This window comes from Pedobacter sp., from assembly GCF_041645105.1.
Lineage (GTDB): Bacteria > Bacteroidota > Bacteroidia > Sphingobacteriales > Sphingobacteriaceae > Pedobacter.
Genome location: NZ_JBAZQQ010000002.1, coordinates 842,972 through 864,152, shown reverse-complemented (window position 1 = coordinate 864,152; position 21,181 = coordinate 842,972). Strand labels below are relative to the sequence as shown.

Genomic DNA, 21,181 nt, shown 5'->3' with positions numbered 1-21,181 from the left:
TGGAAATCATGAACAAAGCAGAAGAATTTATTCAAAGCAGGCTACAGCAAAGAGCTGAAAAGGGCATATTAAGGATACTTAGCTCTAAACCACTCCTTGTTGACTTCTCTTCCAATGATTACCTCGGGTTTGCTCGCTCTGCTGAATTAAAAACCATCAGCGCAGCAACATTAACACAAATAACCGATTATAAAAATGGAGCTACTGGCTCACGCTTACTTAACGGAAACCATATTTTTACCGAAGAAACTGAACAAGCAATTGCTAATTTCCATCATGCTGAAGCGGGATTAATCTTTAATTCTGGTTATGATGCAAATATCGGCCTGATATCCAGTTTGGCACAACGTGGAGACACAATCATAGCTGATGAACTCATACATGCCAGTCTGATCGATGGAGCCCGACTTAGCCATGCCAACCGGTATACCTTTAAACATAACGACCTTAATGAACTGGAGGCTAAACTTAGAGTTTCGAAAGGCAATGTTTATATCCTTATAGAAAGCATCTATTCTATGGATGGAGATTTTGCCCCTATAACTGAAATTTCAAAGCTTTGCAAGCAATACCAGGCTAACCTCATTGTGGATGAAGCACATGCCCTGGGTATATTTGGATCACAAGGTTCAGGAGTAGTTCAAATGCTGGGACTTGAACAAGATATTTTTGCTAGAATTGTAACATTTGGAAAAGCTTTAGGATGTCATGGTGCCATAGTCTTAGGTAGTAAAAACCTGCGAAACTACCTTATAAATTTTGCACGTTCCTTTATATATACAACTGCAGCTCCCATTCATTCCATTACAACAATAAATTCAGCTTATCAAATGCTGATCAAAACAGATTACACCAAACAGATTGAACATAAAATACGATTGTACAAATCCTTACTGAAAGACACAGCTATTCCTACAATAGAAAGTACAAGTACTATACAAACGGTTCTTTACAACAATGTAAATGACGCAAAGCTTGCTGCACAAACATTACAAAGTAAAGGATTAGATGTAAGGGCCATATTAAGTCCTACAGTTGCCAAAGGAAAAGAAAGATTAAGAATATGCCTTCACCTATTTAACAGCGATCAGGAAATTGAAATGCTGGTCAATGAATTAAAGAAATTAAAATATGAATAATACCTATTTTATTACAGGGATTGGAACTGGAATTGGCAAAACAATCATCAGCTCCATACTTACAGAGAAATTAAAAGCTGATTACTGGAAACCTATTCAATCTGGAGATCTGGAGATCAGTGACAGTTTATTTGTTAAACATCTGGTTAGCCTTGATACCATCATACATCCGGAAAGCTATCGTCTTAGTGAACCACTTTCTCCTCATTTATCTGCAAGATTAGATGGGATTGAAATCTCTCTGTCGTCAATAAAAAAACCAGAAACAGACAATAACCTAATTATAGAAGGTGCAGGAGGCTTAATGGTTCCTTTAAATGATAAAGAATTGATCCTTGACCTGATTAAAAGCCTGGGTGCTAAAGTGATTATTGTGTCGCAGAACTATTTGGGTAGCATTAACCATACGCTATTAACAATAGAAATGCTAAAAATACATCATATTGAAATAGCAGGTCTAATATTTAATGGTATAAAAAATGAAGAAAGCGAACAGTATATTGAAAACTATAGTAATGTAAAAGTCCTGGGGAGAATTCCTAAAATGAGTATTCTTAATGCTGAAACAATTAAGAAAGCAGCTGAACACATTACCTTGTAAAAGAAATCACAGACAAACTCAGTTTTATGCCATAAAAAAAGGGGAAATCATTTGACTTCCCCTTTTCTATATGATCAGTTATATCTATTTTACTGTATCAATTACTGCTTTAAAAGCTTCTGGATGGTTCATCGCTAAATCTGCTAAAACTTTACGGTTTAAACCGATGTTTTTGCTAGCTAATTTACCAATTAACTGAGAGTAAGATATACCGTGCTGACGTGCTCCAGCGTTAATACGCTGAATCCACAATCCGCGGAATTCTCTTTTCTTAACTTTACGGTCACGGTAAGCATATTGCAAACCTTTTTCTACCGTATTTTTAGCAATGGTGAATACCTTGCTTCTTGATCCCCAATAACCTTTGGCTAAATTTAAGACCTTTTTCCTTCTTCTTCTCGAAGCTACTGCGTTTACCGAACGTGGCATGTTGTTGTTGTTTTTTGATAAACGGTGTTGCGTATTACAGCAAACTTACTACCGGGTACCTGGTTAAAAATTAATTATTTACCGATTGCAAGCATACGTTTAACGTTGCCCATGTCAGCGTCTGACACCATTGAAGTGTGTCCTAAGTTACGCTTACGTTTAGTCGACATCTTTGTTAAGATGTGGCTTTTGTAGGCATTCTTCCTTGCGATTTTACCTGTTCCAGTAAGCGTAAAACGCTTTTTAGCACTGGAATTGGTTTTCATTTTTGGCATAACCTGTGTTTATTTATGTAATTTATTTATTTCTTAGCAACTTTTGGTGCAAGCGTTAAAAACATACGCTTACCTTCTAATTTTGGTAAAAGTTCAACCTTACCTATATCTTCAAGAGCCTGAGCAAACTTAAGCAAAAGAATCTCTCCTTGCTCTTTATAAACGATTGCTCTACCTTTAAAGTGAACATAAGCTCTAACCTTCTCACCATTCTCTAAAAAGCTAACCGCATGTTTTAGCTTAAACTGAAAATCGTGATCGTTAGTATTAGGTCCAAAACGTATTTCCTTGATTACAGTTTGCTTAGCATTTGCTTTAATCTCTTTCTGCTTTTTCTTTTGCTCGTAAACAAACTTACTGTAATCAATAATCCTACAAACGGGAGGTACTGCATTTGGAGAAATCTCTACCAGATCCAATTCCAACTCATCAGCTAGGGCCAAAGCTTTTGCCAAAGGATAGATCCCTGGTTCAACATTATCGCCAGCTAATCGCACCTCTTGTGCTCTGATATGCTGATTAATATTATGTTCTGCTTCTTTTTTCTTAAAAGGAGGACGTGGTCCCCTATTAAATCCTGGTCTGCCTAATGCCAAATTTGTATCTTATTTAAACTGTAATTTCTTTAATTAATAATTCACTAAACTCTTGCAGCGTCATTTCACCTAAATCTCCCTCACCATGTTTCCTTACCGATGCCTTACCTTCTGCCATTTCCTTCTCTCCGATAATCAACATATAAGGGATTTTCTTAACCTCTGCATCCCTGATTTTCCTTCCAATCTTTTCATCGCGAAAGTCAATCAGCCCGCGAATATCGGAATTATTTAGTTCTTCTGAAACTTTTTTTGCATATTCTTCATATTTTTCAGAGATCGGAAGAATAATAAATTGTTCTGGTGATAGCCACAATGGGAAATTACCTGCACAATGTTCTATCAAAACAGCAATAAAACGTTCCAATGAACCAAATGGAGCACGGTGAATCATTACCGGTCTGTGCTTCATGTTATCACTACCTGTGTATTCCAGCTCAAAGCGCTCTGGCAAATTATAATCTACCTGAATAGTACCTAACTGCCATTTTCTACCCAAAGCATCTTTAACCATGAAATCCAGCTTAGGGCCATAAAAAGCTGCTTCACCATATTCCACAACTGTAGGTAAACCTTTTTCATCAGCAGCTTCAATAATAGCAGATTCTGCCATGCGCCAGTTTTCATCACTACCGATGTACTTAGTCTTATTCTCTGGGTCTCTTAAAGAAACCTGAGCGATATAGTCATCAAAACCTAATGATTTGAATACATATAGTACTAGATCAATTACCTTCTTAAACTCTTCTTTTACCTGATCAGGTCTGCAGAATAAATGTGCATCATCCTGAGTAAACCCACGAACACGTGTTAAACCATGTAATTCACCACTCTGCTCATAACGATATACAGTACCAAACTCTGCAAAACGCAAAGGAAGGTCCTTATATGAACGAGGTTTAACCTTATAAATCTCACAGTGGTGCGGGCAATTCATCGGTTTTAAGAAGAACTCTTCTCCCTCTTGAGGTGTTTTGATAGGTTGAAAAGCATCCTTTCCATATTTTTCATAATGGCCAGATGTGATGTATAAATTTTTATGACCGATATGCGGTGTAACCACCTGCTCATAACCAGCCTTACTTTGTGCTTTAGTTAAAAACTGAACCAGACGTTCACGTAATGCAGCACCTTTTGGTAACCACAATGGCAAACCCATACCAACTTTCTCAGAGAAAGCAAACAGTTCCAATTCTTTACCTAATTTACGGTGATCTCTTTTCTTAGCCTCCTCAATCATATGAAGATATTCAGTCAATTCACTTGCCTTAGGGAAAGTAACTCCATAAATACGTGTTAATTGTTTCCTGGTTTCATCACCGCGCCAATAAGCACCGGCAACGTTCATCAGTTTTACTGCTTTTACAAAACCTGTATTAGGAATATGTGGCCCGCGACAAAGGTCTGTAAATTCACCTTGTGTATAGAAAGTGATCTTACCATCCTCTAGACCTTCTAAAAGGTCTAACTTATATTCATCACCCTTTTCTTCAAAATAAGCGATCGCATCTGATTTAGAAACAGCTTTACGTTCAAAAACTTCTTTCTGTTTTGCCAGCTCGATGATCTTAGCTTCAATAGCTTTAAAATCATCAGAAGAGAACTCTCTGTCGCCAAAATCAACATCATAGTAAAAGCCGGTTTCAATAGCCGGACCAATACCAAATTTCGTTCCTGGATACAAAATCTCTAAAGCCTCTGCCATGATATGAGCAGAAGAATGCCAGAATGTAGCTTTACCAGCCTGATCATTCCAGGTCAATAATTTTACAGTAGCATCAGCCTCAATAGGTCTTGATGAATCCCAAACTTCGCCGTTTACTTCGGCAGCCAAAACATTACGGGCAAGCCCCTCTGAAATTGATAATGCGATTTGATGAGCGGTTGTGCCCTTTTCATACTGACGACTAGAGCCGTCAGGCAGTGTAATATTAATCATCTACAACTATGATTTAAAAATTAATAAAATATTTAATACCAATCACTTACAATGTGATCTTATTTCGATTGCAAAGTTAATTAATATTCTGTACTTTCCAGCCAGCCACTTGCTAAAACATCAGCTAAATGCATGGTTTTTAATGGAATATTATTTTTATCGATATAACCTTGTATATGCATCAGACAAGATAGATCTGTTGAAATCATATATTCAGCCCCCTGCTCCAATGCATTGTTTACTTTTTGCTCTGCCATAGCAGAAGAAATCGCATCAAATTTAACTGCAAAAGTACCACCAAATCCGCAGCACATATCTGTATCTTTCATTTCTACCATTTCCAGACCATGAACCTTCGACAATAGTTGTCTGGGTTCCTCCTTGATCTTACATTCGCGCAATCCGCTGCATGAATCATGGTAAACTGCTTTCCCTTCCAATTCGGCACCAAAATAATCACGTTTCAATACATTGATCAGAAAATCGGAAAGTTCAAATATATTACTCTGTATATTCCTGCATTTATTATGCACTATCGTATTGGTAAACAAATCATTGAAACCACTTTTCACCATCCCTACACAGGAAGCCGATGGCGCTACAATATAATCTGTTTCCGAAAAGTCATTTAAAAACTTAGTACCAGTTTCCTTAGCCTGTTCCCAATATCCCGCATTATATGCCGGTTGTCCACAACAAGTCTGAGCTGAATTATAAAACACCTCACAACCGCACTTTTCTAATAACTTAATGGTATTAAATGCCGTTTCAGGATACAATTGATCTACAAAACACGGCACAAATAATTCTATCTTCATCAGTATATAAAACGTTTTATATTATGTTTAGTCGATCGTCTTTCTAATTAATTTGCGTTCAACTCCCTTTAACACCAGCAAAAATACCAAACCTATGATAAAAAACGATGCTAAAGCAATAATTGAATTGCGCATACTACCTGTCATCTCTTCAATCAACGCAAAACTAAAAAGTCCAATCACAATCGCCATCTTCTCTGTAATATCATAAAAACTAAAAAAAGAGGCATTATCCGGCGTATCAGTAGGCAAACTCTTAGAATAGGTAGACCGGGACAGAGATTGAATCCCCCCCATAATTAAGCCTACAATTGCTGCCAGGCCATAATATTGAGTTGCCGTTGTTACAAAATATGCACAACCACAAGTGAAAACCCAAATCACAACAACAATAATCAGCACATTAATGTTCCCGATTTTTTTGGCAAATTTCGACATAATTATCGCACCCAAAATAGCTACCAGTTGAATGATGAGGATAACTATAATCAGATTCTCAGTTCCCAGTTGCAATGTTTTTTCACCAAAACCTGCAGCCGCCAACATAATGGTCTGCACCCCCATCGAGTAAAAAAAGAAAGCGATCAAATATACCTTTAAAAAAGGCATATGCTTTAATTGTGTCCATACTTTACCAAGTTCAGCAAATCCACTGTTTATTACATGTTTATTAATCTTTTTAAAATTAGGGCTTCCCGCAGGCAATTTCCGGAAAGGAATCTGAGCAAAAACGATCCACCATAAACCTACTAGCAAAAACGACAACCTCGGTGGAAAAGAAGCATCAGTAATACCAAACCAATCCGGTTTCATTACAAATACAAAACAGATCAATTGCAGCAAAACACTTCCAACATACCCGTAAGCAAATCCTTTGGCGCTAACCCTATCCTGATGCTCCGGACTAGCAATTTCTGGAAGGTATGAATTATTAAACATCACCCCTCCAACATAGCCCATCGCTGCTAAACCAAAACAGATTATACCAAACTCCAGGGTTTTCAATTCAAAAAAATACAACCCAATACAGGCTAAACCGCCCATATAGGTAAAAAATTTCATGAACAGTTTTTTATTCCCCCTGTAATCTGCCATCGAAGACAGAATTGGCAATAAAATCACCATCAACAAGTAAGCAACAGAAAGTGTATAATTAGATAATGCGGTATTGGTAAATGTCCTGCCAAAAAAAGTTACCTGATCGCCAAACTCATCTGTCCTTGTAATAATAGTATAGTAAGCTGGGAAAATCGTTGAGGTGATAACTAAATTATAAGCTGAGTTGGCCCAATCAAAGAAAGCCCAGGACCGGATAATCTTTTTATCGTTTTTTTCCATGTATTAAATAAGACTACTAAAGTAGCTAAAAAACAACATTCAGGACTAAATTACTTTTTCCAGTTTAGTTGCGCCAGACTTTTTCTCGTCCACCTTTTTGGGATTCCCTTTGTAATAGATTTCACTTGAACCTGAGGTTTTTACTTTTAACTCGTTCAGCACATTAATATTAGCTTTCCCAGTTCCATCTGTATCAATATTGTAAATACCCACAATAAAATCAAAAGCATCAACTTTCGCAGTTCCGTTAATCTTCAGATCATGTGCCCCCGCTTGCCCTGTTAATACTAATTTACCAACGCCATCAACTTTTGTGGTCAATTTACCTGCATTTATATCCATTGTTAGGTCAGTTGTACCTGAAAAAGAAAAATTAACATCATTGGCATAAATACGTCCATCACCAACCACTTTAACTGCACCAGCAAGAGACAAATCTTTTAGCTCTCCAATTCCCGCATGAACAACAATAGAATCAGTCCCACAATATTTATCCGCATCCAATTTTATCTTAAGCTCAGAACCTGAAACATCTGCTTTAACATAACTAATGATGTTAGAATCGGCATCTACCTGCACAACATAACTACTATCCTGTGTAAGGATTAATTTAATTGCTCCGTCTACTTTAATTTTATCAAAACTCTTTACTTTTAACGCTCTGCTAACCGGAATACCGGAATCTTCTATGCATTTACTATCACAACCTGCTAACAAAACAGGAATAAATAGGGCAATAAGGGATATGTTCTTCATGAGATTAAAGGTAATAATTTTTACCATCTGTTTTAATTTTTCCTGCGTCTAGTAATGCACGAATTCGTTCTAAACGCTCATTATCTGTCCCTGTAGCAATAGTATTTACCAGGTCATCCAAAGAATATGTTTCTGTTTGCAGAAGAGTTACAATCTCAAAATCAATCTTATCTTCCAGCTGATCAGCATCATTTGCCTTTTTCTCAGCCAGACATACATCACAAATTCCACATTTCTCAGACCCGGGCTCGTCAAAATAAGTTAGCAATTGAACGCTTCTGCATTCCTTTTTACCGGCATAAGCAAGCACCGCTTTAATCTGTTCTGTCTGCAGTTCCTTACGCTGTTCAATATATTTGACATCAATGTCCATGTGACTAAAATCCAGCCTGGGACGTAAATACTGTAACTGTGGCTGATCTGATTGTGGCAGGTACGACAATAAACCCTGCTCATTCAAGTTATTAATCATACGAATCACATCTGCATAAGAAACTCTGATTTTCCCTGCAATTTCCGATTCACTTATTTTCACATATTGCTCAAAGCTTCCGCCATACGATCTTAATATCGCTTTGATAAGCGGATCATAACCAGCATTCTCTATCTGAAAACGATACACATCCTCGCTTCCTACAAGGAATAAAACCCTGGATGGTAAAAATATATTTTCTGATAAAGTCAGATATCCATCATGTTCTAAAAACTTCAGTGCAGCCATTGTCTTCAGCACACCAACATTAAAACGCTTACAAAAATCAGCCAGATCAAACCCGAAAGTCAAGCCCTCTCCAGCACCATAAGCCAGTTGATAATAATTACCCAGGTAATGGTAAACTTTTTTAATCTCCTCTACCGAAGGGAAACTATCTGCATATTTAGCTTTCAAAGATGCTTCATCAGACTTATTCGCCAGTAAAACTGTATATGCTTTTTGTAAATCTCTACCAGCTCTTCCAGCTTCCTGATAATACGCTTCCAGACTATCTGGTAAATCCAGATGCACTACAAAACGTACGTCAGGTTTATCAATCCCCATCCCAAAAGCATTAGTGGCTACCATTACTCTTATACGGTTCAGCTTCCAGGTTTCTTGTTTTCTAAAACGTTCTTCCTTTTCTATACCAGCATGATAATAATCAGCAGCAATCCCATTTCTATTTAAAAAGGCGGCTACTTCAGCTGTCTCCCTCCTGTTCCTAACATATACCAGCCCACTGCCCTTAACATTCGTAAGAATTTTGATTAGTCTGCGGTATTTATCTTCATCATCCAATACCACATAGCTCAGATTTTTCCGGGCAAAGCTTTGGACAAAAATATTCGGTTCTTTAAAATGTAGTTTCTCTACAATATCGTTCCTTACAAAACGTGTCGCAGTTGCTGTTAATGCCAATACAGGTACATTTGGATGAATTTCTCTGATCTCGTTGATCTTTAGATAAGGAGGTCTGAAGTCGTATCCCCATTGTGAAATACAATGCGCTTCATCTACAGCAATCAGATTCACATTCATGTAAGAAATGCGAATACGTACCAATTCCGACATCAATCGTTCGGGCGAGAGGTAAAGAAACTTGATATTTCCATAAATACAATTATCTAATAGAATATCAATTTCACGTTTACCCATCCCTGCATAAATGGCTACACCCTCAATTCCTTTCGCTTTCAGTCCCTCTACCTGGTCTTTCATTAAAGCAACCAGAGGAGAAATCACAATACAAATCCCTTCTTTAACCATCGCAGGAACCTGAAAACAAATAGATTTCCCCCCACCTGTTGGCAATAACGCCAATGTATCATTCCCTTCTAAAACAGATCTGATGATATCATCCTGCAAAGGTCTAAATCCCTCATATCCCCAATACCGCCTTAATACTTCTGTTTCATTCATATACTGAGCGCTTTTATCCTTAATCCTGATTCCTCTATCCTTAATCTTTCATCTTTTCCACAAACTCTAATCTTCAAAACTATAAAAATGAACTGATATTAGTAAATTGCGGCTTAAATTACATTCAGGTAATATGGGAAGATTATTTATACTATTAATTCTGTCATTAATATTTCAATCGTCGTTCTCACAAACGTCCCTTCAAACACGTAGTCAGGGACAATCGTTAACTCAAGATCAGACCAACCCACAGAGAGAGAATTGGGATATTGAAAAATATAGAGGGAGTACCCAAACCTTTACTTTAAACACAAATGAAGGTACATGGATGAATCTCGATGTGAGTCCTGATGGCAAAGACATTATATTCGACCTGCTGGGCGATCTATATATCATGCCTATCACTGGCGGTTCTGCAGTATTATTAAGTGGTGGACCAGCCTGGGATATCCAACCTCGTTTTAGTCCGAATGGCAAATACATTTCCTATACCAGTGATAAAAGCGGTGCTGATAACATATGGATCATGAACCGTGACGGTTCTTTTAAACGTCAGGTGACCAAAGAAACCTTTCGCTTATTAAACAATGCAACCTGGATGCCCAATAGTGAATACCTGATTGCACGTAAACATTTTACAGGCACACGTTCCCTTGGTGCTGGTGAAATGTGGATGTATAGCATTTATGGTGGCGAAGGAGTACAATTAACGAAAAGAAAAAACGATCAGCAAGATGTCGGGGAACCCAATGTTTCTCCCAATGGCAAATACCTCTATTATAGTGAAGATATGTCGCCCGGCCCAAATTTTGAATATAGCAAAGACCCTAATGGGATGATCTATGCCATCAGACAGCTGAATCTTGTAACAGGAAAGACCACTAATCTAATTGCCCAACCTGGTGGCGCTGCCAGACCTCAAATATCACCAGATGGCAAGTTAATGGCTTATGTAAAACGCATCAGATTAAAATCAGTATTGGTATTACAGAACCTGCAAACTGCTGAGGAATGGCCTATCTATGAAGATTTATCCCACGATCAGCAGGAAACATGGGCAATTTTTGGTGTTTACCCGAACTATGCCTGGACACCGGACGGCAAGAGCATTATTTTTTACGCACGTGGAAAGATCAAAAAAATTGACCTTAACTCTTTATTTACCAATAATATTCCGTTCCATGTAACCAGCTCTCAAACTGTACAACAGGCCTTACATTTCCCACAGCAGGTATTTAATGAAGACTTTACCGTAAAAATGATCCGCCAGCTAACCACCTCTGCAGATGGCAAGTTTGTAGTATTTAATGCAGCGGGGTTTTTATACAAAAAAGATTTACCAAACGGAATTCCTGAACGAATTACCAAAGGACTGGATTTTGAATTTGAGCCAGAAATAAGTGCAGATGGTAAAACAGTCATTTTTGCTACATGGAGTGATGAATTTAAAGGAGCTATAAAAAAGGCAGACATAAAATCAGGGAAAATTACAGCGCTTACTGACGAAAAGGGCTTTTACTACTCTCCTTCATTCTCTAATAAAGGTGATAAGATTGTGTATAGAAAAGGTATAGGCAATGATGTATTAGGCTATGCTTATGGTCGTGGAACAGGAATTTTCACTATGCCAGTGACTGGAGGTGCAAAAACCCTGATCTCAGAAAGTGGTATCAAACCAAAATTCAATACGGACGATAGCAGAATCTATTTTCAATCATCAGAAGCAGGAAAAAAGGTTTTTAAAAGTATAGATCTGAATGGGGGCAATGAACGGACACATTATACTTCTACCTATGCCACTCAATTTGCACCCAGTCCGGATGGCAAATGGATGGCCTTTACAGAACTCTTCAATAGCTATGTAACACCAATGGTGACAACAGGATCACCTCTTGAACTTTCTTCAGCAAACAAAGCTATCCCACTAACCCGAATTACTAAAGACGCAGGGACATATATACATTGGAGCCGCGATAGCAATAAAATGTTCTGGACATTGGGCGATCAGTATTTCAATAGAGACATTAACACCATTTTTAATTTTTCTGATGGACTTAGGATACCAGCTACTGAACCCGATAGCATTGGACTACCATTAAATTTAAAACTTAAAACTGATGTTCCTTCCGGACTAATCGCCTTAACAGGTGCAAGAATTATTACCATGAAAGGCGATGAAGTGATAGAAAACGGTTCTATTCTAATCGAAAACAATAAGATTGTGTCTATCGGCAAGAACCTTCCCATCCCGACAAACACCAGGATTATAGATGTAACTGGCAAAACAATTATGCCGGGAATGATCGATGTACATGCTCATTTACGCACCAGTCCAGATGGAATTAGTCCCCAGCAAGACTGGTCTTACCTCGCCAATCTGGCATTTGGTGTAACTACTTCACATGACCCATCAAGTAATACAGAAATGGTGTTTAGTCAGTCGGAAATGATCAAGGCCGGCCGCCTGGTTGGTCCTCGCTTATATTCCACTGGTTCTATACTTTATGGTGCTGATGGTGATTTCAAGGTAGTCATTAATAGCCTTGATGATGCTTTGTCAAACCTCCGCAGATTAAAAGCTGTTGGTGCATTTTCCGTAAAATCATATAACCAGCCTCGTCGTGATCAGCGTCAGCAAATTCTTGAAGCGGCCAGACAGTTAAAAATGATGGTTGTTCCCGAAGGAGGTTCTACATTTTTCACCAATATGAATATGATTGCCGACGGACATACGGGCATTGAACATAGCATCCCTGTTGCTCCCGTTTATAAGGATGTTATTTCGTTTTGGAACAAAACAGAAGTAGCCTATACACCAACCCTAATCGTTAGCTACGGCAGTCAGTGGGGAGAAAACTACTGGTACGACAGAACAAATGTTTGGGAGAATGAACGCCTGATGGCGTTCACACCAAGATCAATTATTGATCCAAGAGCAAGAAGAAGAACAACATCAGAATATGGTGATTATGGTCATATTGAAGTTGCTAAATCTGCAAAACTCATTGCCGACAGAGGCACTAAAGTTAATTTAGGGGCACATGGACAAATACAAGGTTTAGGTGCACATTGGGAATTATGGATGCTGGCACAAGGAGGAATGACTCCCTTACAGGCGATTCGTTGTGCCACAGTAAATGGAGCTGCTTACCTCGGTATGAGCAAAGAAATCGGCTCACTAGAAGTTGGGAAACTTGCCGACTTAATCGTTATGGATGCGAATCCTTTGGATGATATCAGAAATTCAGAAAAGATCAAATATGTAATGATAAATGGCCGTATTTACGATAGTTTATCGATGAATGAAATTGGTAGCAGAGAAAAATTAAGAGGTAAATTGTGGTTCGAAACTGGCAAAGGCATGGTGTATACTTTTCCGACCGGTGTTTCAGAGACATGGACGTATACAACTCCAAATTGTGAGTAGTATATTACAATCCCTGGGCTATTACAAAACCACTGGCCCAGGCCCATTGGAAATTATAACCGCCAAGCCATCCCGTTACATCCACACATTCCCCACCAAAATAAACACCTGGAACCTTTTTACATTCCAAAGTTTTTGATGACAATTCATTAGTATCAATACCACCGCGCATCACCTCTGCCTTATCATACCCCTTATCCCCTGCCGGCTTCACTGTAAAATGATGAATTACCTGTTCAATATTCTCAAGTTCAACTTTGGTAAGTACCGCCACCTGCTTTTCTATAGGTAAAAACTTACCTAATGCTTCAGTAAATTTCTTGGCGTAAAAACGATTAAAAACGGTCGACAATAACAACTTGCCATTTTGCTTACGCTCAGTTTCAATTAAGCCGAGTACCTTTTGATCTGGCAACAAGTCTATGTTAAACATCTCTCCTCTTTTCCAATACGATGAAATCTGCAATATGGCTGGCCCACTTAGGCCCCAATGCGTAAAAAGAATATTCTCTTCAAATGATATTTTATCATTACTAACCCTGCAAAACACACTATTTCCGGACAGCTGAGCATACCATTCCTCATCTTTTCCTGTAATTGTCAGCGGTACTAATGCAGGCATTGTTTCAACGATTTTCAAATCATGCTTACGCGCAAAACGCAGAGCAAAATCGGTTGCCCCCATTTTAGGAATAGGTAAGCCCCCTGTAGCTATCACTAGCTTAGGTGCAGTTAACATACGACTTTTACCATTTTTACTATACTTCACCTGAAAGCCGCCCACCTGTTGTTGGATATCCGAGACTTCAGCACCACAAATCAGCTCTTGTCCAAAATCCTCGCAAATAGAAGTGAATACGGCAACAACATCCTTCGCATTTTTACCATCAGGAAAAAGCTGTCCCAGTGTTTTTTCTTTTCCCTCAATCCCATAAGTCTCAAAAAAGCTAATCGTATCAGCCACTGTCCACTGTGTAAATGCAGATTTCACGAAATGTTTATTAACAGAAATAAACTGCTCGTCCGTTGCAAACAAATTGGTATAATTACAGCGTCCACCTCCTGAAATCAGGATCTTAGCACCCGCCTGCTCATTCTTTTCCAGCAAAACAACACGCTTACCAAGGTACCCAGCTTGTACCGCACACATCAAACCACAAGCTCCGGCTCCAATAATTATAGCATCTGCATCCATCAATCCGTTTATATTGTTTATTTTTGTGCAAAATAAGCATAACTTTTTCATTTAGATATGGCAAAACAAATAAGTGATTTAAAATTAGGGATACTCGGTGGCGGACAATTGGGCAGAATGCTCATCCAGGAAGCCATCAACTATAACCTCACGACCCTGGTTTTAGATCCGGATACCGATGCACCCTGTAAACATATAGCAAACTACTTTGAATGTGGCTCTATTACTGATTTCGACACCGTTTATAATTTCGGAAAGAAAGCCGATATCATTACTATCGAAATCGAAAAGGTTAATATAGAGGCTCTTGAGCAACTAGAAAAAGAGGGAAAACATGTATTTCCACAATCAAGAGTAATCCGCTTAATACAAGACAAAGGTGTACAAAAACAATTTTTCAAGGAAAACAATATTCCTACAGCACCTTTTCAACTTGTAAACACAAGAGAAGACATCAGAAACAGCAATTTTGCTTTCCCATATATTCTTAAACAACGTAAAGATGGTTATGATGGTAAAGGAGTAATGAGAATTAACAGTGCAGCTGATATTGACAATGCATTTGATGCACCTTGCCTGATTGAAGAGTTGGTTGATTTCGAAAAAGAAGTTGCAGTTATTGTAGCCAGGAATTCAAAGGGAGATATGAAAACATTCCCAATGGTAGAAATGGAATTCAATGCAGAAGCTAATCTGGTAGAGTTTCTAATCGGTCCTTCTACTTACCCTGAAGCTTTACAACACAAAGCTGAAGTAATCGCAAAAAATATTGCTTCCTCTCTTAACGTTACCGGTCTGCTAGCCGTAGAAATGTTTGTAACCAAAAATGGCGATCTACTTGTAAATGAGTTAGCTCCTCGCCCACATAACAGCGGCCACCAAACCATTGAAGGCAACTACATTTCACAGTTTGCACAGCATTTGCGTTCTATTTTTAATTTACCATTGGGTGATACCCGTTGCATCAGCAATGCTGTAATGATTAACCTCCTGGGAGAAAAGAACCATAACGGTGTAGCAAAGTATCAGGGATTAGAAAAAATAATGGGCATAGATGGTGTGTATTTACACCTATATGGTAAAAAATATACCAAGCCATTCCGTAAAATGGGTCACATCACTATTGTTGATCAAAACAGGGAAGCAGCCATACAAAAAGCCAATTTCGTTAAAAACACACTAAAAGTTATTTCATAAAATGAGCATAAAAGCCGGTATTATCATGGGCAGCAAATCAGATCTTCACATTATGCAAGATGCTGCTGATATTTTTAAAGAATTTGGGGTAGAATTTGAAATGACCGTAGTATCGGCACACCGTACTCCGGAAAGAATGTTCGATTATGCTAAAAATGCTGCTTCAAGAGGAATAAAAGTAATTATTGCAGGTGCAGGTGGTGCAGCTCATTTACCTGGTATGGTAGCCTCTATTACTGTAGTACCTGTAATTGGAGTACCTGTTAAATCTTCAAATTCCATTGACGGATGGGATTCAATTCTTTCCATCTTACAAATGCCTAACGGTATTCCTGTAGCAACGGTAGCTTTAAATGCAGCTAAAAATGCAGGATTATTGGCGGTTCAAATACTTTCTACTGCTGATGAATCATTGGCAGAAAAAATGCAGTCTTATAAAGACGACTTGAGAAAAAAAGTTGAAGAAAGCGCAGCAGATATGTAATTAATTCAAATTAGGATCCTGGGGAAAATTACTCACATGAGCAAATTTAGGCCCCAGGTTAATAATCACCTCACGCCATAGGTTTTCTTCATTATTAGAGAAAACCACATCGGCATGAAACTGATCAGATACGATCCAGGTATTCTCCTTCATCTCCATTTTTAGCTGTTCCTCTCCCCAGCCCGAATAACCTAGAAAAAACTTAATATCAGCCCCGCTAATACTTTTATTATCGATCAATACCTTTAACGCTTCAAAATTACCACCCCAATATATTCCTTTTGCGATTTCCTGACCATCTGTAATCAAATCAGGACATCTATGTATAAAGTGTATGGTGTCAGTTTCAACAGGCCCTCCCAAATAAATCGGGTAGCTTGCATCTTCCATTTCTGGGATCACGTCACTCAGTATTAAAGCACTAGAATGATTCAGGATAAATCCTACTGTTCCATCTTCCTGATGTTCAGTAATCAGAATCACTGAACGCTTAAAATTAGGATCCATTAGAAATGGTTCTGATATCAATAATCTTCCTGTTGTAGGTTGTAACCTGCTTATCATTTTGGAAATTTAGGGATAAATTTGAATAAACTAAAACCTATTTTTGTACATGGAGCTTAATAAAAATAATTTACACGATTTAAGACAGGAATACCGTGCGGCACAGCTTTCAGAAAAAGATGTGGAAAGCAACCCTATCCTGCAATTTGGAAAATGGTTTTCTGCCGCAATAGATGCACAGCTTTATGAACCCAATGTAATGACCCTCGCTACGGCCGACCGTTTCGGAAAACCTTCAGCTCGTATTGTACTGTTAAAAGAATTTGATGAGCATGGCTTTGTCTTCTATACCAATTACGAAAGTAAAAAAGGTCAGGATTTAATTGAAAATCCTCAAGCTGCACTTGTATTTTTCTGGCCGGAATTAGAACGACAAGTAAGAATTGAAGGCATAGTTAGTAAAGTTGATAAAGAAACCTCCGCTAAATATTTCCATTCCAGACCAACCGGAAGTCAGATTGGTGCTATGGCATCACCACAAAGCCGCGTACTTGAAAGCCGTGAATCTTTAGAAGAAAAAGTATCCAGCCTTACAAAAGAATACGAAAACAAAGAGGTTCCCCATCCAGAGCATTGGGGAGGTTACCTTATTGAACCCATGCATATTGAATTCTGGCAAGGCCGTCAAAGTAGGTTGCACGACAGAATTTCATACGATTTAGTGGATGGCTCGTGGATTATAAATAGATTAGCTCCATAAAAAGATACTAACCTCATAAAAAACTAAATGAAAAACATCGCAATAATTGGATCTGGAACGATGGGCAATGGGATTGCACATACTTTTGCGCAATTTGGCTATCAGGTAAACCTGATCGACATCAATAATGAAGCTTTAGAAAAAGCTCTAAATACCATTAGTAAAAACCTCGATCGTCAGGTAGCAAAAGGAACACTTACTGAATCAGAGAAAACCATTACCTTAAGTAACATTACTACTTTTACAGATATGAAATCGGGCATCGCTCAAAGCGATCTTATTGTAGAAGCTGCAACAGAAAACCTGGAACTTAAATTAAAGATTTTCAAAGATCTGGATACCTTTGCTAAACCAGAAGCTATTATAGCGAGCAATACTTCATCTATATCCATCACTAAAATAGCATCTGTTACCAATCGTGGCGACAAAGTCATTGGCATGCACTTCATGAACCCCGTTCCAGTTATGAAACTGGTCGAGGTGATAAGAGGTTATGCAACAAGCAATGAAACCACAGCTCTGGTTATGGACCTCTCTAAAAAACTAGCTAAAGTTCCTGTCGAAGTAAATGATTATCCTGGCTTCGTAGCTAACAGAATCTTAATGCCTATGATCAACGAGGCAATTTATACACTTTATGAAAATGTTGCAGGTGTTGAAGAAATCGATACCGTTATGAAACTGGGAATGGCACATCCAATGGGACCATTGCAACTGGCAGATTTTATTGGCCTTGACGTTTGTCTGGCTATTTTACGTGTATTACAAGATGGTTTCGGGAACCCGAAATATGCACCATGTCCGTTGCTGGTAAATATGGTTACTGCTGGCAATAAAGGTATTAAATCTGGCGAAGGTTTTTATAACTATGCGAATGGTGTAAAAGAGGCTGTTGTGGCGTCTAAATTTAGTTAGCCATTCTATAATTCTAATATTTAAGCGTATTTTTGAACAATGAACGAGAATCTTGATCCCTCATCCGAAAGCCTTTCACCCATAGAACGCGACATCGAGAAAGTCTTGCGTCCGCAGGCTTTTGATGATTTTACCGGACAGGAAAAGGTGATGGAAAACCTGAAGATCTTTGTAAAAGCAGCAAAGTTACGCGGCGAACCTCTGGACCATGTTTTGTTGCACGGTCCTCCCGGACTGGGTAAAACAACCCTTTCCCTTATCATTGCCAATGAAATGGGCGTTGGAATTAAAGTTACTTCCGGCCCTGTATTGGATAAACCAGGTGATCTTGCAGGCCTATTAACTGGTCTGGACGAAGGTGACATTCTTTTTATTGATGAAATACACCGATTAAGCCCTTTAGTTGAAGAATACCTGTATTCGGCAATGGAGGATTTTAAAATAGATATTATGCTGGAGAGCGGACCTAATGCCCGCTCTGTACAAATCAGCTTAAACCCCTTCACCCTAGTTGGTGCAACTACCCGATCAGGTTTGTTGACAGCTCCTTTAAGAGCTAGATTTGGTATCAACTCGCGTTTGGCTTATTATGATGCCAAGCTATTGACAACAATTGTATTGAGGTCATCCGAAATTTTAAAAACCCCAATTACTGATGAGGGTGCTTACGAAATAGCAAGGCGCAGTCGTGGTACACCTCGTATCGCTAATGCCCTGTTAAGACGAACCAGAGATTTTGCTCAGATTAAAGGTACTGGCGAAATCGATACCGACATAGCCCGCTATGCATTAAAAGCATTAAATGTAGATGAGCATGGTCTGGATGAAATGGATAATAAAATCCTTACTACCATTATCGATAAGTTTAAAGGTGGACCAGTAGGTTTAAAAACCATAGCAACAGCAGTTGGTGAAGATGAAGGCACCATTGAAGAAGTTTATGAACCCTTTTTAATTCAGGAAGGATTCTTAATGCGTACATCAAGAGGCAGAGAAGCTACAGAAGCTGCTTATAAGCACTTGCAGAGAAACTTCCCAGGACAAACCGGAAGATTGTTTTAATAACAGATTTTAGGCATCATTTCTGTTCATATTAGCTAAATTTGCTAATATGAACATTGAAACAAGAAAACTTACTTTAGAAGATTATGATGACCTCAAAGAATCTATGCAGCAGGCATACGATACACTGGGCGGTCAGATATGGAGTAAAGTTACCATTGCAAAACTTTTAAAGCTATTCCCGGAAGGACAGCTGTGTATTGCTGTTGATGATAAAGTAGTCGCCTGTTCCCTATCCATTATTGTCGATTACGATGAATATGGCGATAAACATACCTACCAATTAATTACCGGTGCCTATACTTTTTCTACCCATGATCCAAATGGAGATACTTTGTATGGAATAGAAATTTTTGTTTCACCCGAATTCCGGGGATTGCGATTGGGCCGCCGGCTTTATGAAGCCAGAAAAGAACTCTGTGAAAGTCTTAATTTAAAAAGTATTATCGCAGGCGGACGTATCCCAGGCTATCATGAACATGCAGATAAGCTAACGCCCAGACAGTATATCGATAAAGTAAAAGCTAAGGAGCTGTATGATCCTACCCTAACATTCCAACTCTCTAATGATTTCCACGTTAGGAAAGTTCTAAAAAACTATCTCCCAGGCGACCATGAATCAAAAGAATTTGCCACACTCATTGAGTGGAATAACATTTATTATCAGGGTATTGATGCTTCTGCACGTTCAGCAAAGACAATTAGGATAGGTTTAGTGCAATGGCAGATGCGTTTGTTTCCTGATATCGAAGCTTTTTACGAACAGGTTGAATTTTTTGTAGATGCAGTAAGCGGCTATAAATCTGATTTTATCATGTTCCCTGAATTCTTCAATACACCCCTACTTCAGCCATATAATCACTTGCCCGAAATGGAAGCTATGCGCAAACTAGCTGAGCAAACTGAAGAAATTGTAGAACGAATACAGCAGTATGCACTTTCTTATAATGTAAATATCATATCCGGCAGCATGCCGATAATTGAAAACAATAAGTTATATAATGCTACCTACCTTTGCCATAGAAGTGGCAAAACCGATGAATACAGAAAGATCCATATCACTCCAAACGAGCAAAAATATTATGGAATGGTAGGTGGGGATAATATCCAGGTATTTGATACAGACTGTGGGAAAATAGGCATATTGATCTGTTATGATGTAGAATTCCCGGAACTCAGTAGAATATTAGCAGACCAGGGTATGCAAATACTCTTTGTTCCTTTCTTAACGGATACACAAAATGGATATACCAGGGTCAGACATTGTGCACAGGCCAGAGCCATAGAAAATGAATGTTATGTGGCTATTGCTGGATGTGTAGGTAATTTACCTAAAGTAAATAATATGGATATTCAGTTCGCACAGTCGGCCGTATTCACTCCTTCCGATTTTGCCTTCCCTACCAATGCAGTGAAAGCTGAAACGACTCCAAATACAGAGATGATGCTGGTAGTGGATGTAGACCTACATTTACTGGACGAGCTTCATCATTTTGGAACCGTTAAAATATTAAAAGACAGAAGAAAAGACCTATATGAAGTAAAGCTGTTAAAATAACAGCTTTACTTCATATAAACAAACCAGTACACAACCAAGGCAATAACCAATATAGGTATCAGCCATCTGAGCACTACTGCAGCCCCATTTATATCTTTCTCTTCAATTGATTCACGGGAAGGACCCGGATCATCCTGGTGCTTGGGATAATCGTGTTCTATTGGTTTATGTGGTTTGTTTGGATCTTCGGTATGTTGTGATTCTAAATTTTCCATAACTTCAATTTTATTTATTTAAACTAACAACAATCGAGCGTTTAAAAAGTTTCCAATGCAAAGCCTTATCTTTGTA

Annotated in this window: 20 protein-coding genes; 9 read left to right on the top strand and 11 right to left on the bottom strand. The window is 38.4% G+C overall.

The window, feature by feature from the left end; all coding sequences use genetic code 11:
* The first annotated feature begins 8 nt into the window (after positions 1–8).
* Positions 9–1,139, top strand: coding sequence for an aminotransferase class I/II-fold pyridoxal phosphate-dependent enzyme (locus WC623_RS09960; RefSeq protein ID WP_372850482.1), 1,131 nt, complete (start codon positions 9–11; stop codon positions 1,137–1,139).
* Positions 1,132–1,740 carry a dethiobiotin synthase gene (gene bioD / locus WC623_RS09955; RefSeq protein ID WP_372850480.1) on the top strand — a complete coding sequence of 203 codons (609 nt, stop codon included), beginning with the start codon at positions 1,132–1,134 and terminating at the stop codon, positions 1,738–1,740. Before WC623_RS09960 ends, bioD begins: the two co-directional genes overlap by 8 nt.
* A gap of 84 nt (positions 1,741–1,824) precedes the next feature.
* On the opposite strand, the gene rplT is transcribed toward bioD, so the two are convergent.
* The 8 genes from rplT to WC623_RS09915 form a co-directional block, all read right to left on the bottom strand.
* Positions 1,825–2,169: a 50S ribosomal protein L20 gene (gene rplT, locus WC623_RS09950; protein ID WP_349787532.1), complete on the bottom strand. Its 345-nt coding sequence runs from the start codon at positions 2,167–2,169 to the stop codon at positions 1,825–1,827.
* Between the two features lie 74 nt (positions 2,170–2,243).
* The gene (gene rpmI, locus WC623_RS09945; RefSeq protein ID WP_349787531.1) at positions 2,244–2,444 is read right to left on the bottom strand and encodes a 50S ribosomal protein L35; all 201 of its coding nucleotides are present in this window, start codon (positions 2,442–2,444) and stop codon (positions 2,244–2,246) included.
* A 26-nt stretch (positions 2,445–2,470) separates the two neighbouring features.
* Positions 2,471–3,040 (bottom strand): translation initiation factor IF-3, encoded by a 570-nt coding sequence (infC, locus tag WC623_RS09940; protein WP_090783770.1) that lies wholly within the window; start codon positions 3,038–3,040, stop codon positions 2,471–2,473.
* 13 nt (positions 3,041–3,053) lie between these two features.
* Entirely contained in the window at positions 3,054–4,979 is a 1,926-nt protein-coding gene (gene thrS, locus WC623_RS09935) for a threonine--tRNA ligase (protein WP_372850477.1), read from the bottom strand.
* Positions 4,980–5,059: 80 nt separating this feature from the next.
* Positions 5,060–5,797 (bottom strand): (Fe-S)-binding protein, encoded by a 738-nt coding sequence (locus WC623_RS09930; protein WP_372850475.1) that lies wholly within the window; start codon positions 5,795–5,797, stop codon positions 5,060–5,062.
* A gap of 27 nt (positions 5,798–5,824) precedes the next feature.
* On the bottom strand, positions 5,825–7,135 hold the full coding sequence (locus WC623_RS09925) for an MFS transporter (RefSeq protein WP_372850473.1): 1,311 nt from the start codon (positions 7,133–7,135) through the stop codon (positions 5,825–5,827).
* Between the two features lie 45 nt (positions 7,136–7,180).
* The gene (locus WC623_RS09920) at positions 7,181–7,891 is read right to left on the bottom strand and encodes a head GIN domain-containing protein (protein WP_372850471.1); all 711 of its coding nucleotides are present in this window, start codon (positions 7,889–7,891) and stop codon (positions 7,181–7,183) included.
* Positions 7,892–7,895: 4 nt separating this feature from the next.
* Positions 7,896–9,788 carry an ATP-dependent DNA helicase RecQ gene (locus tag WC623_RS09915; RefSeq protein ID WP_372850469.1) on the bottom strand — a complete coding sequence of 631 codons (1,893 nt, stop codon included), beginning with the start codon at positions 9,786–9,788 and terminating at the stop codon, positions 7,896–7,898.
* Between the two features lie 133 nt (positions 9,789–9,921).
* Here WC623_RS09915 and WC623_RS09910 point away from each other — a divergent pair, with 133 nt between their 5' ends.
* Positions 9,922–13,215, top strand: a complete 3,294-nt coding sequence (locus WC623_RS09910) for an amidohydrolase family protein (RefSeq protein WP_372850467.1) — start codon at positions 9,922–9,924, stop codon at positions 13,213–13,215.
* A 4-nt stretch (positions 13,216–13,219) separates the two neighbouring features.
* Here WC623_RS09910 and WC623_RS09905 read toward each other — a convergent pair whose 3' ends face one another.
* Positions 13,220–14,410: an NAD(P)/FAD-dependent oxidoreductase gene (locus WC623_RS09905; RefSeq protein WP_372850572.1), complete on the bottom strand. Its 1,191-nt coding sequence runs from the start codon at positions 14,408–14,410 to the stop codon at positions 13,220–13,222.
* A 57-nt stretch (positions 14,411–14,467) separates the two neighbouring features.
* Between WC623_RS09905 and WC623_RS09900 the strand changes: the two genes are divergently transcribed.
* Positions 14,468–15,607: a 5-(carboxyamino)imidazole ribonucleotide synthase gene (locus tag WC623_RS09900; protein WP_372850465.1), complete on the top strand. Its 1,140-nt coding sequence runs from the start codon at positions 14,468–14,470 to the stop codon at positions 15,605–15,607.
* 1 nt (position 15,608) lies between these two features.
* Entirely contained in the window at positions 15,609–16,091 is a 483-nt protein-coding gene (gene purE / locus WC623_RS09895; RefSeq protein ID WP_372850463.1) for a 5-(carboxyamino)imidazole ribonucleotide mutase, read from the top strand.
* On the opposite strand, the gene WC623_RS09890 is transcribed toward purE, so the two are convergent.
* Positions 16,092–16,655: a YqgE/AlgH family protein gene (locus tag WC623_RS09890; RefSeq protein WP_372850461.1), complete on the bottom strand. Its 564-nt coding sequence runs from the start codon at positions 16,653–16,655 to the stop codon at positions 16,092–16,094. It lies immediately after the preceding gene.
* A gap of 49 nt (positions 16,656–16,704) precedes the next feature.
* Between WC623_RS09890 and pdxH the strand changes: the two genes are divergently transcribed.
* From pdxH to WC623_RS09870, 4 genes are read left to right on the top strand one after another with little or no spacing between them, the layout of a single operon-like run.
* A complete protein-coding gene (gene pdxH / locus WC623_RS09885; RefSeq protein WP_372850459.1) occupies positions 16,705–17,355 on the top strand; it encodes a pyridoxamine 5'-phosphate oxidase in 651 nt (216 codons plus the stop codon).
* 27 nt (positions 17,356–17,382) lie between these two features.
* Positions 17,383–18,270 (top strand): 3-hydroxybutyryl-CoA dehydrogenase, encoded by an 888-nt coding sequence (locus WC623_RS09880; RefSeq protein WP_372850457.1) that lies wholly within the window; start codon positions 17,383–17,385, stop codon positions 18,268–18,270.
* Between the two features lie 39 nt (positions 18,271–18,309).
* Positions 18,310–19,332, top strand: a complete 1,023-nt coding sequence (gene ruvB, locus WC623_RS09875; RefSeq protein ID WP_316815026.1) for a Holliday junction branch migration DNA helicase RuvB — start codon at positions 18,310–18,312, stop codon at positions 19,330–19,332.
* Between the two features lie 49 nt (positions 19,333–19,381).
* Positions 19,382–20,890, top strand: a complete 1,509-nt coding sequence (locus WC623_RS09870) for a GNAT family N-acetyltransferase (protein ID WP_372850455.1) — start codon at positions 19,382–19,384, stop codon at positions 20,888–20,890.
* 5 nt (positions 20,891–20,895) lie between these two features.
* Here the strand turns inward: WC623_RS09870 and WC623_RS09865 are convergent, their stop codons facing one another.
* Positions 20,896–21,105 carry a hypothetical protein gene (locus WC623_RS09865; protein WP_372850453.1) on the bottom strand — a complete coding sequence of 70 codons (210 nt, stop codon included), beginning with the start codon at positions 21,103–21,105 and terminating at the stop codon, positions 20,896–20,898.
* Positions 21,106–21,181: the final 76 nt, after the last annotated feature.

What these genes read in the sequence shown, in the direction of transcription:
- WC623_RS09960 (WP_372850482.1), top strand. Translation starts at nt 9, where the DNA reads ATGAACAAAGCAGAAGAATTTATTCAAAGCAGGCTACAGCAAAGAGCT.
- bioD (WP_372850480.1), top strand. Translation starts at nt 1,132, where the DNA reads ATGAATAATACCTATTTTATTACAGGGATTGGAACTGGAATTGGCAAA.
- rplT (WP_349787532.1), bottom strand. Translation starts at nt 2,169, where the DNA reads ATGCCACGTTCGGTAAACGCAGTAGCTTCGAGAAGAAGAAGGAAAAAG.
- rpmI (WP_349787531.1), bottom strand. Translation starts at nt 2,444, where the DNA reads ATGCCAAAAATGAAAACCAATTCCAGTGCTAAAAAGCGTTTTACGCTT.
- thrS (WP_372850477.1), bottom strand. Translation starts at nt 4,979, where the DNA reads ATGATTAATATTACACTGCCTGACGGCTCTAGTCGTCAGTATGAAAAG.
- WC623_RS09930 (WP_372850475.1), bottom strand. Translation starts at nt 5,797, where the DNA reads ATGAAGATAGAATTATTTGTGCCGTGTTTTGTAGATCAATTGTATCCT.
- WC623_RS09925 (WP_372850473.1), bottom strand. Translation starts at nt 7,135, where the DNA reads ATGGAAAAAAACGATAAAAAGATTATCCGGTCCTGGGCTTTCTTTGAT.
- WC623_RS09920 (WP_372850471.1), bottom strand. Translation starts at nt 7,891, where the DNA reads ATGAAGAACATATCCCTTATTGCCCTATTTATTCCTGTTTTGTTAGCA.
- WC623_RS09915 (WP_372850469.1), bottom strand. Translation starts at nt 9,788, where the DNA reads ATGAATGAAACAGAAGTATTAAGGCGGTATTGGGGATATGAGGGATTT.
- WC623_RS09910 (WP_372850467.1), top strand. Translation starts at nt 9,922, where the DNA reads ATGGGAAGATTATTTATACTATTAATTCTGTCATTAATATTTCAATCG.
- WC623_RS09905 (WP_372850572.1), bottom strand. Translation starts at nt 14,410, where the DNA reads ATGGATGCAGATGCTATAATTATTGGAGCCGGAGCTTGTGGTTTGATG.
- WC623_RS09900 (WP_372850465.1), top strand. Translation starts at nt 14,468, where the DNA reads ATGGCAAAACAAATAAGTGATTTAAAATTAGGGATACTCGGTGGCGGA.
- purE (WP_372850463.1), top strand. Translation starts at nt 15,609, where the DNA reads ATGAGCATAAAAGCCGGTATTATCATGGGCAGCAAATCAGATCTTCAC.
- WC623_RS09890 (WP_372850461.1), bottom strand. Translation starts at nt 16,655, where the DNA reads ATGATAAGCAGGTTACAACCTACAACAGGAAGATTATTGATATCAGAA.
- pdxH (WP_372850459.1), top strand. Translation starts at nt 16,705, where the DNA reads ATGGAGCTTAATAAAAATAATTTACACGATTTAAGACAGGAATACCGT.
- WC623_RS09880 (WP_372850457.1), top strand. Translation starts at nt 17,383, where the DNA reads ATGAAAAACATCGCAATAATTGGATCTGGAACGATGGGCAATGGGATT.
- ruvB (WP_316815026.1), top strand. Translation starts at nt 18,310, where the DNA reads ATGAACGAGAATCTTGATCCCTCATCCGAAAGCCTTTCACCCATAGAA.
- WC623_RS09870 (WP_372850455.1), top strand. Translation starts at nt 19,382, where the DNA reads ATGAACATTGAAACAAGAAAACTTACTTTAGAAGATTATGATGACCTC.
- WC623_RS09865 (WP_372850453.1), bottom strand. Translation starts at nt 21,105, where the DNA reads ATGGAAAATTTAGAATCACAACATACCGAAGATCCAAACAAACCACAT.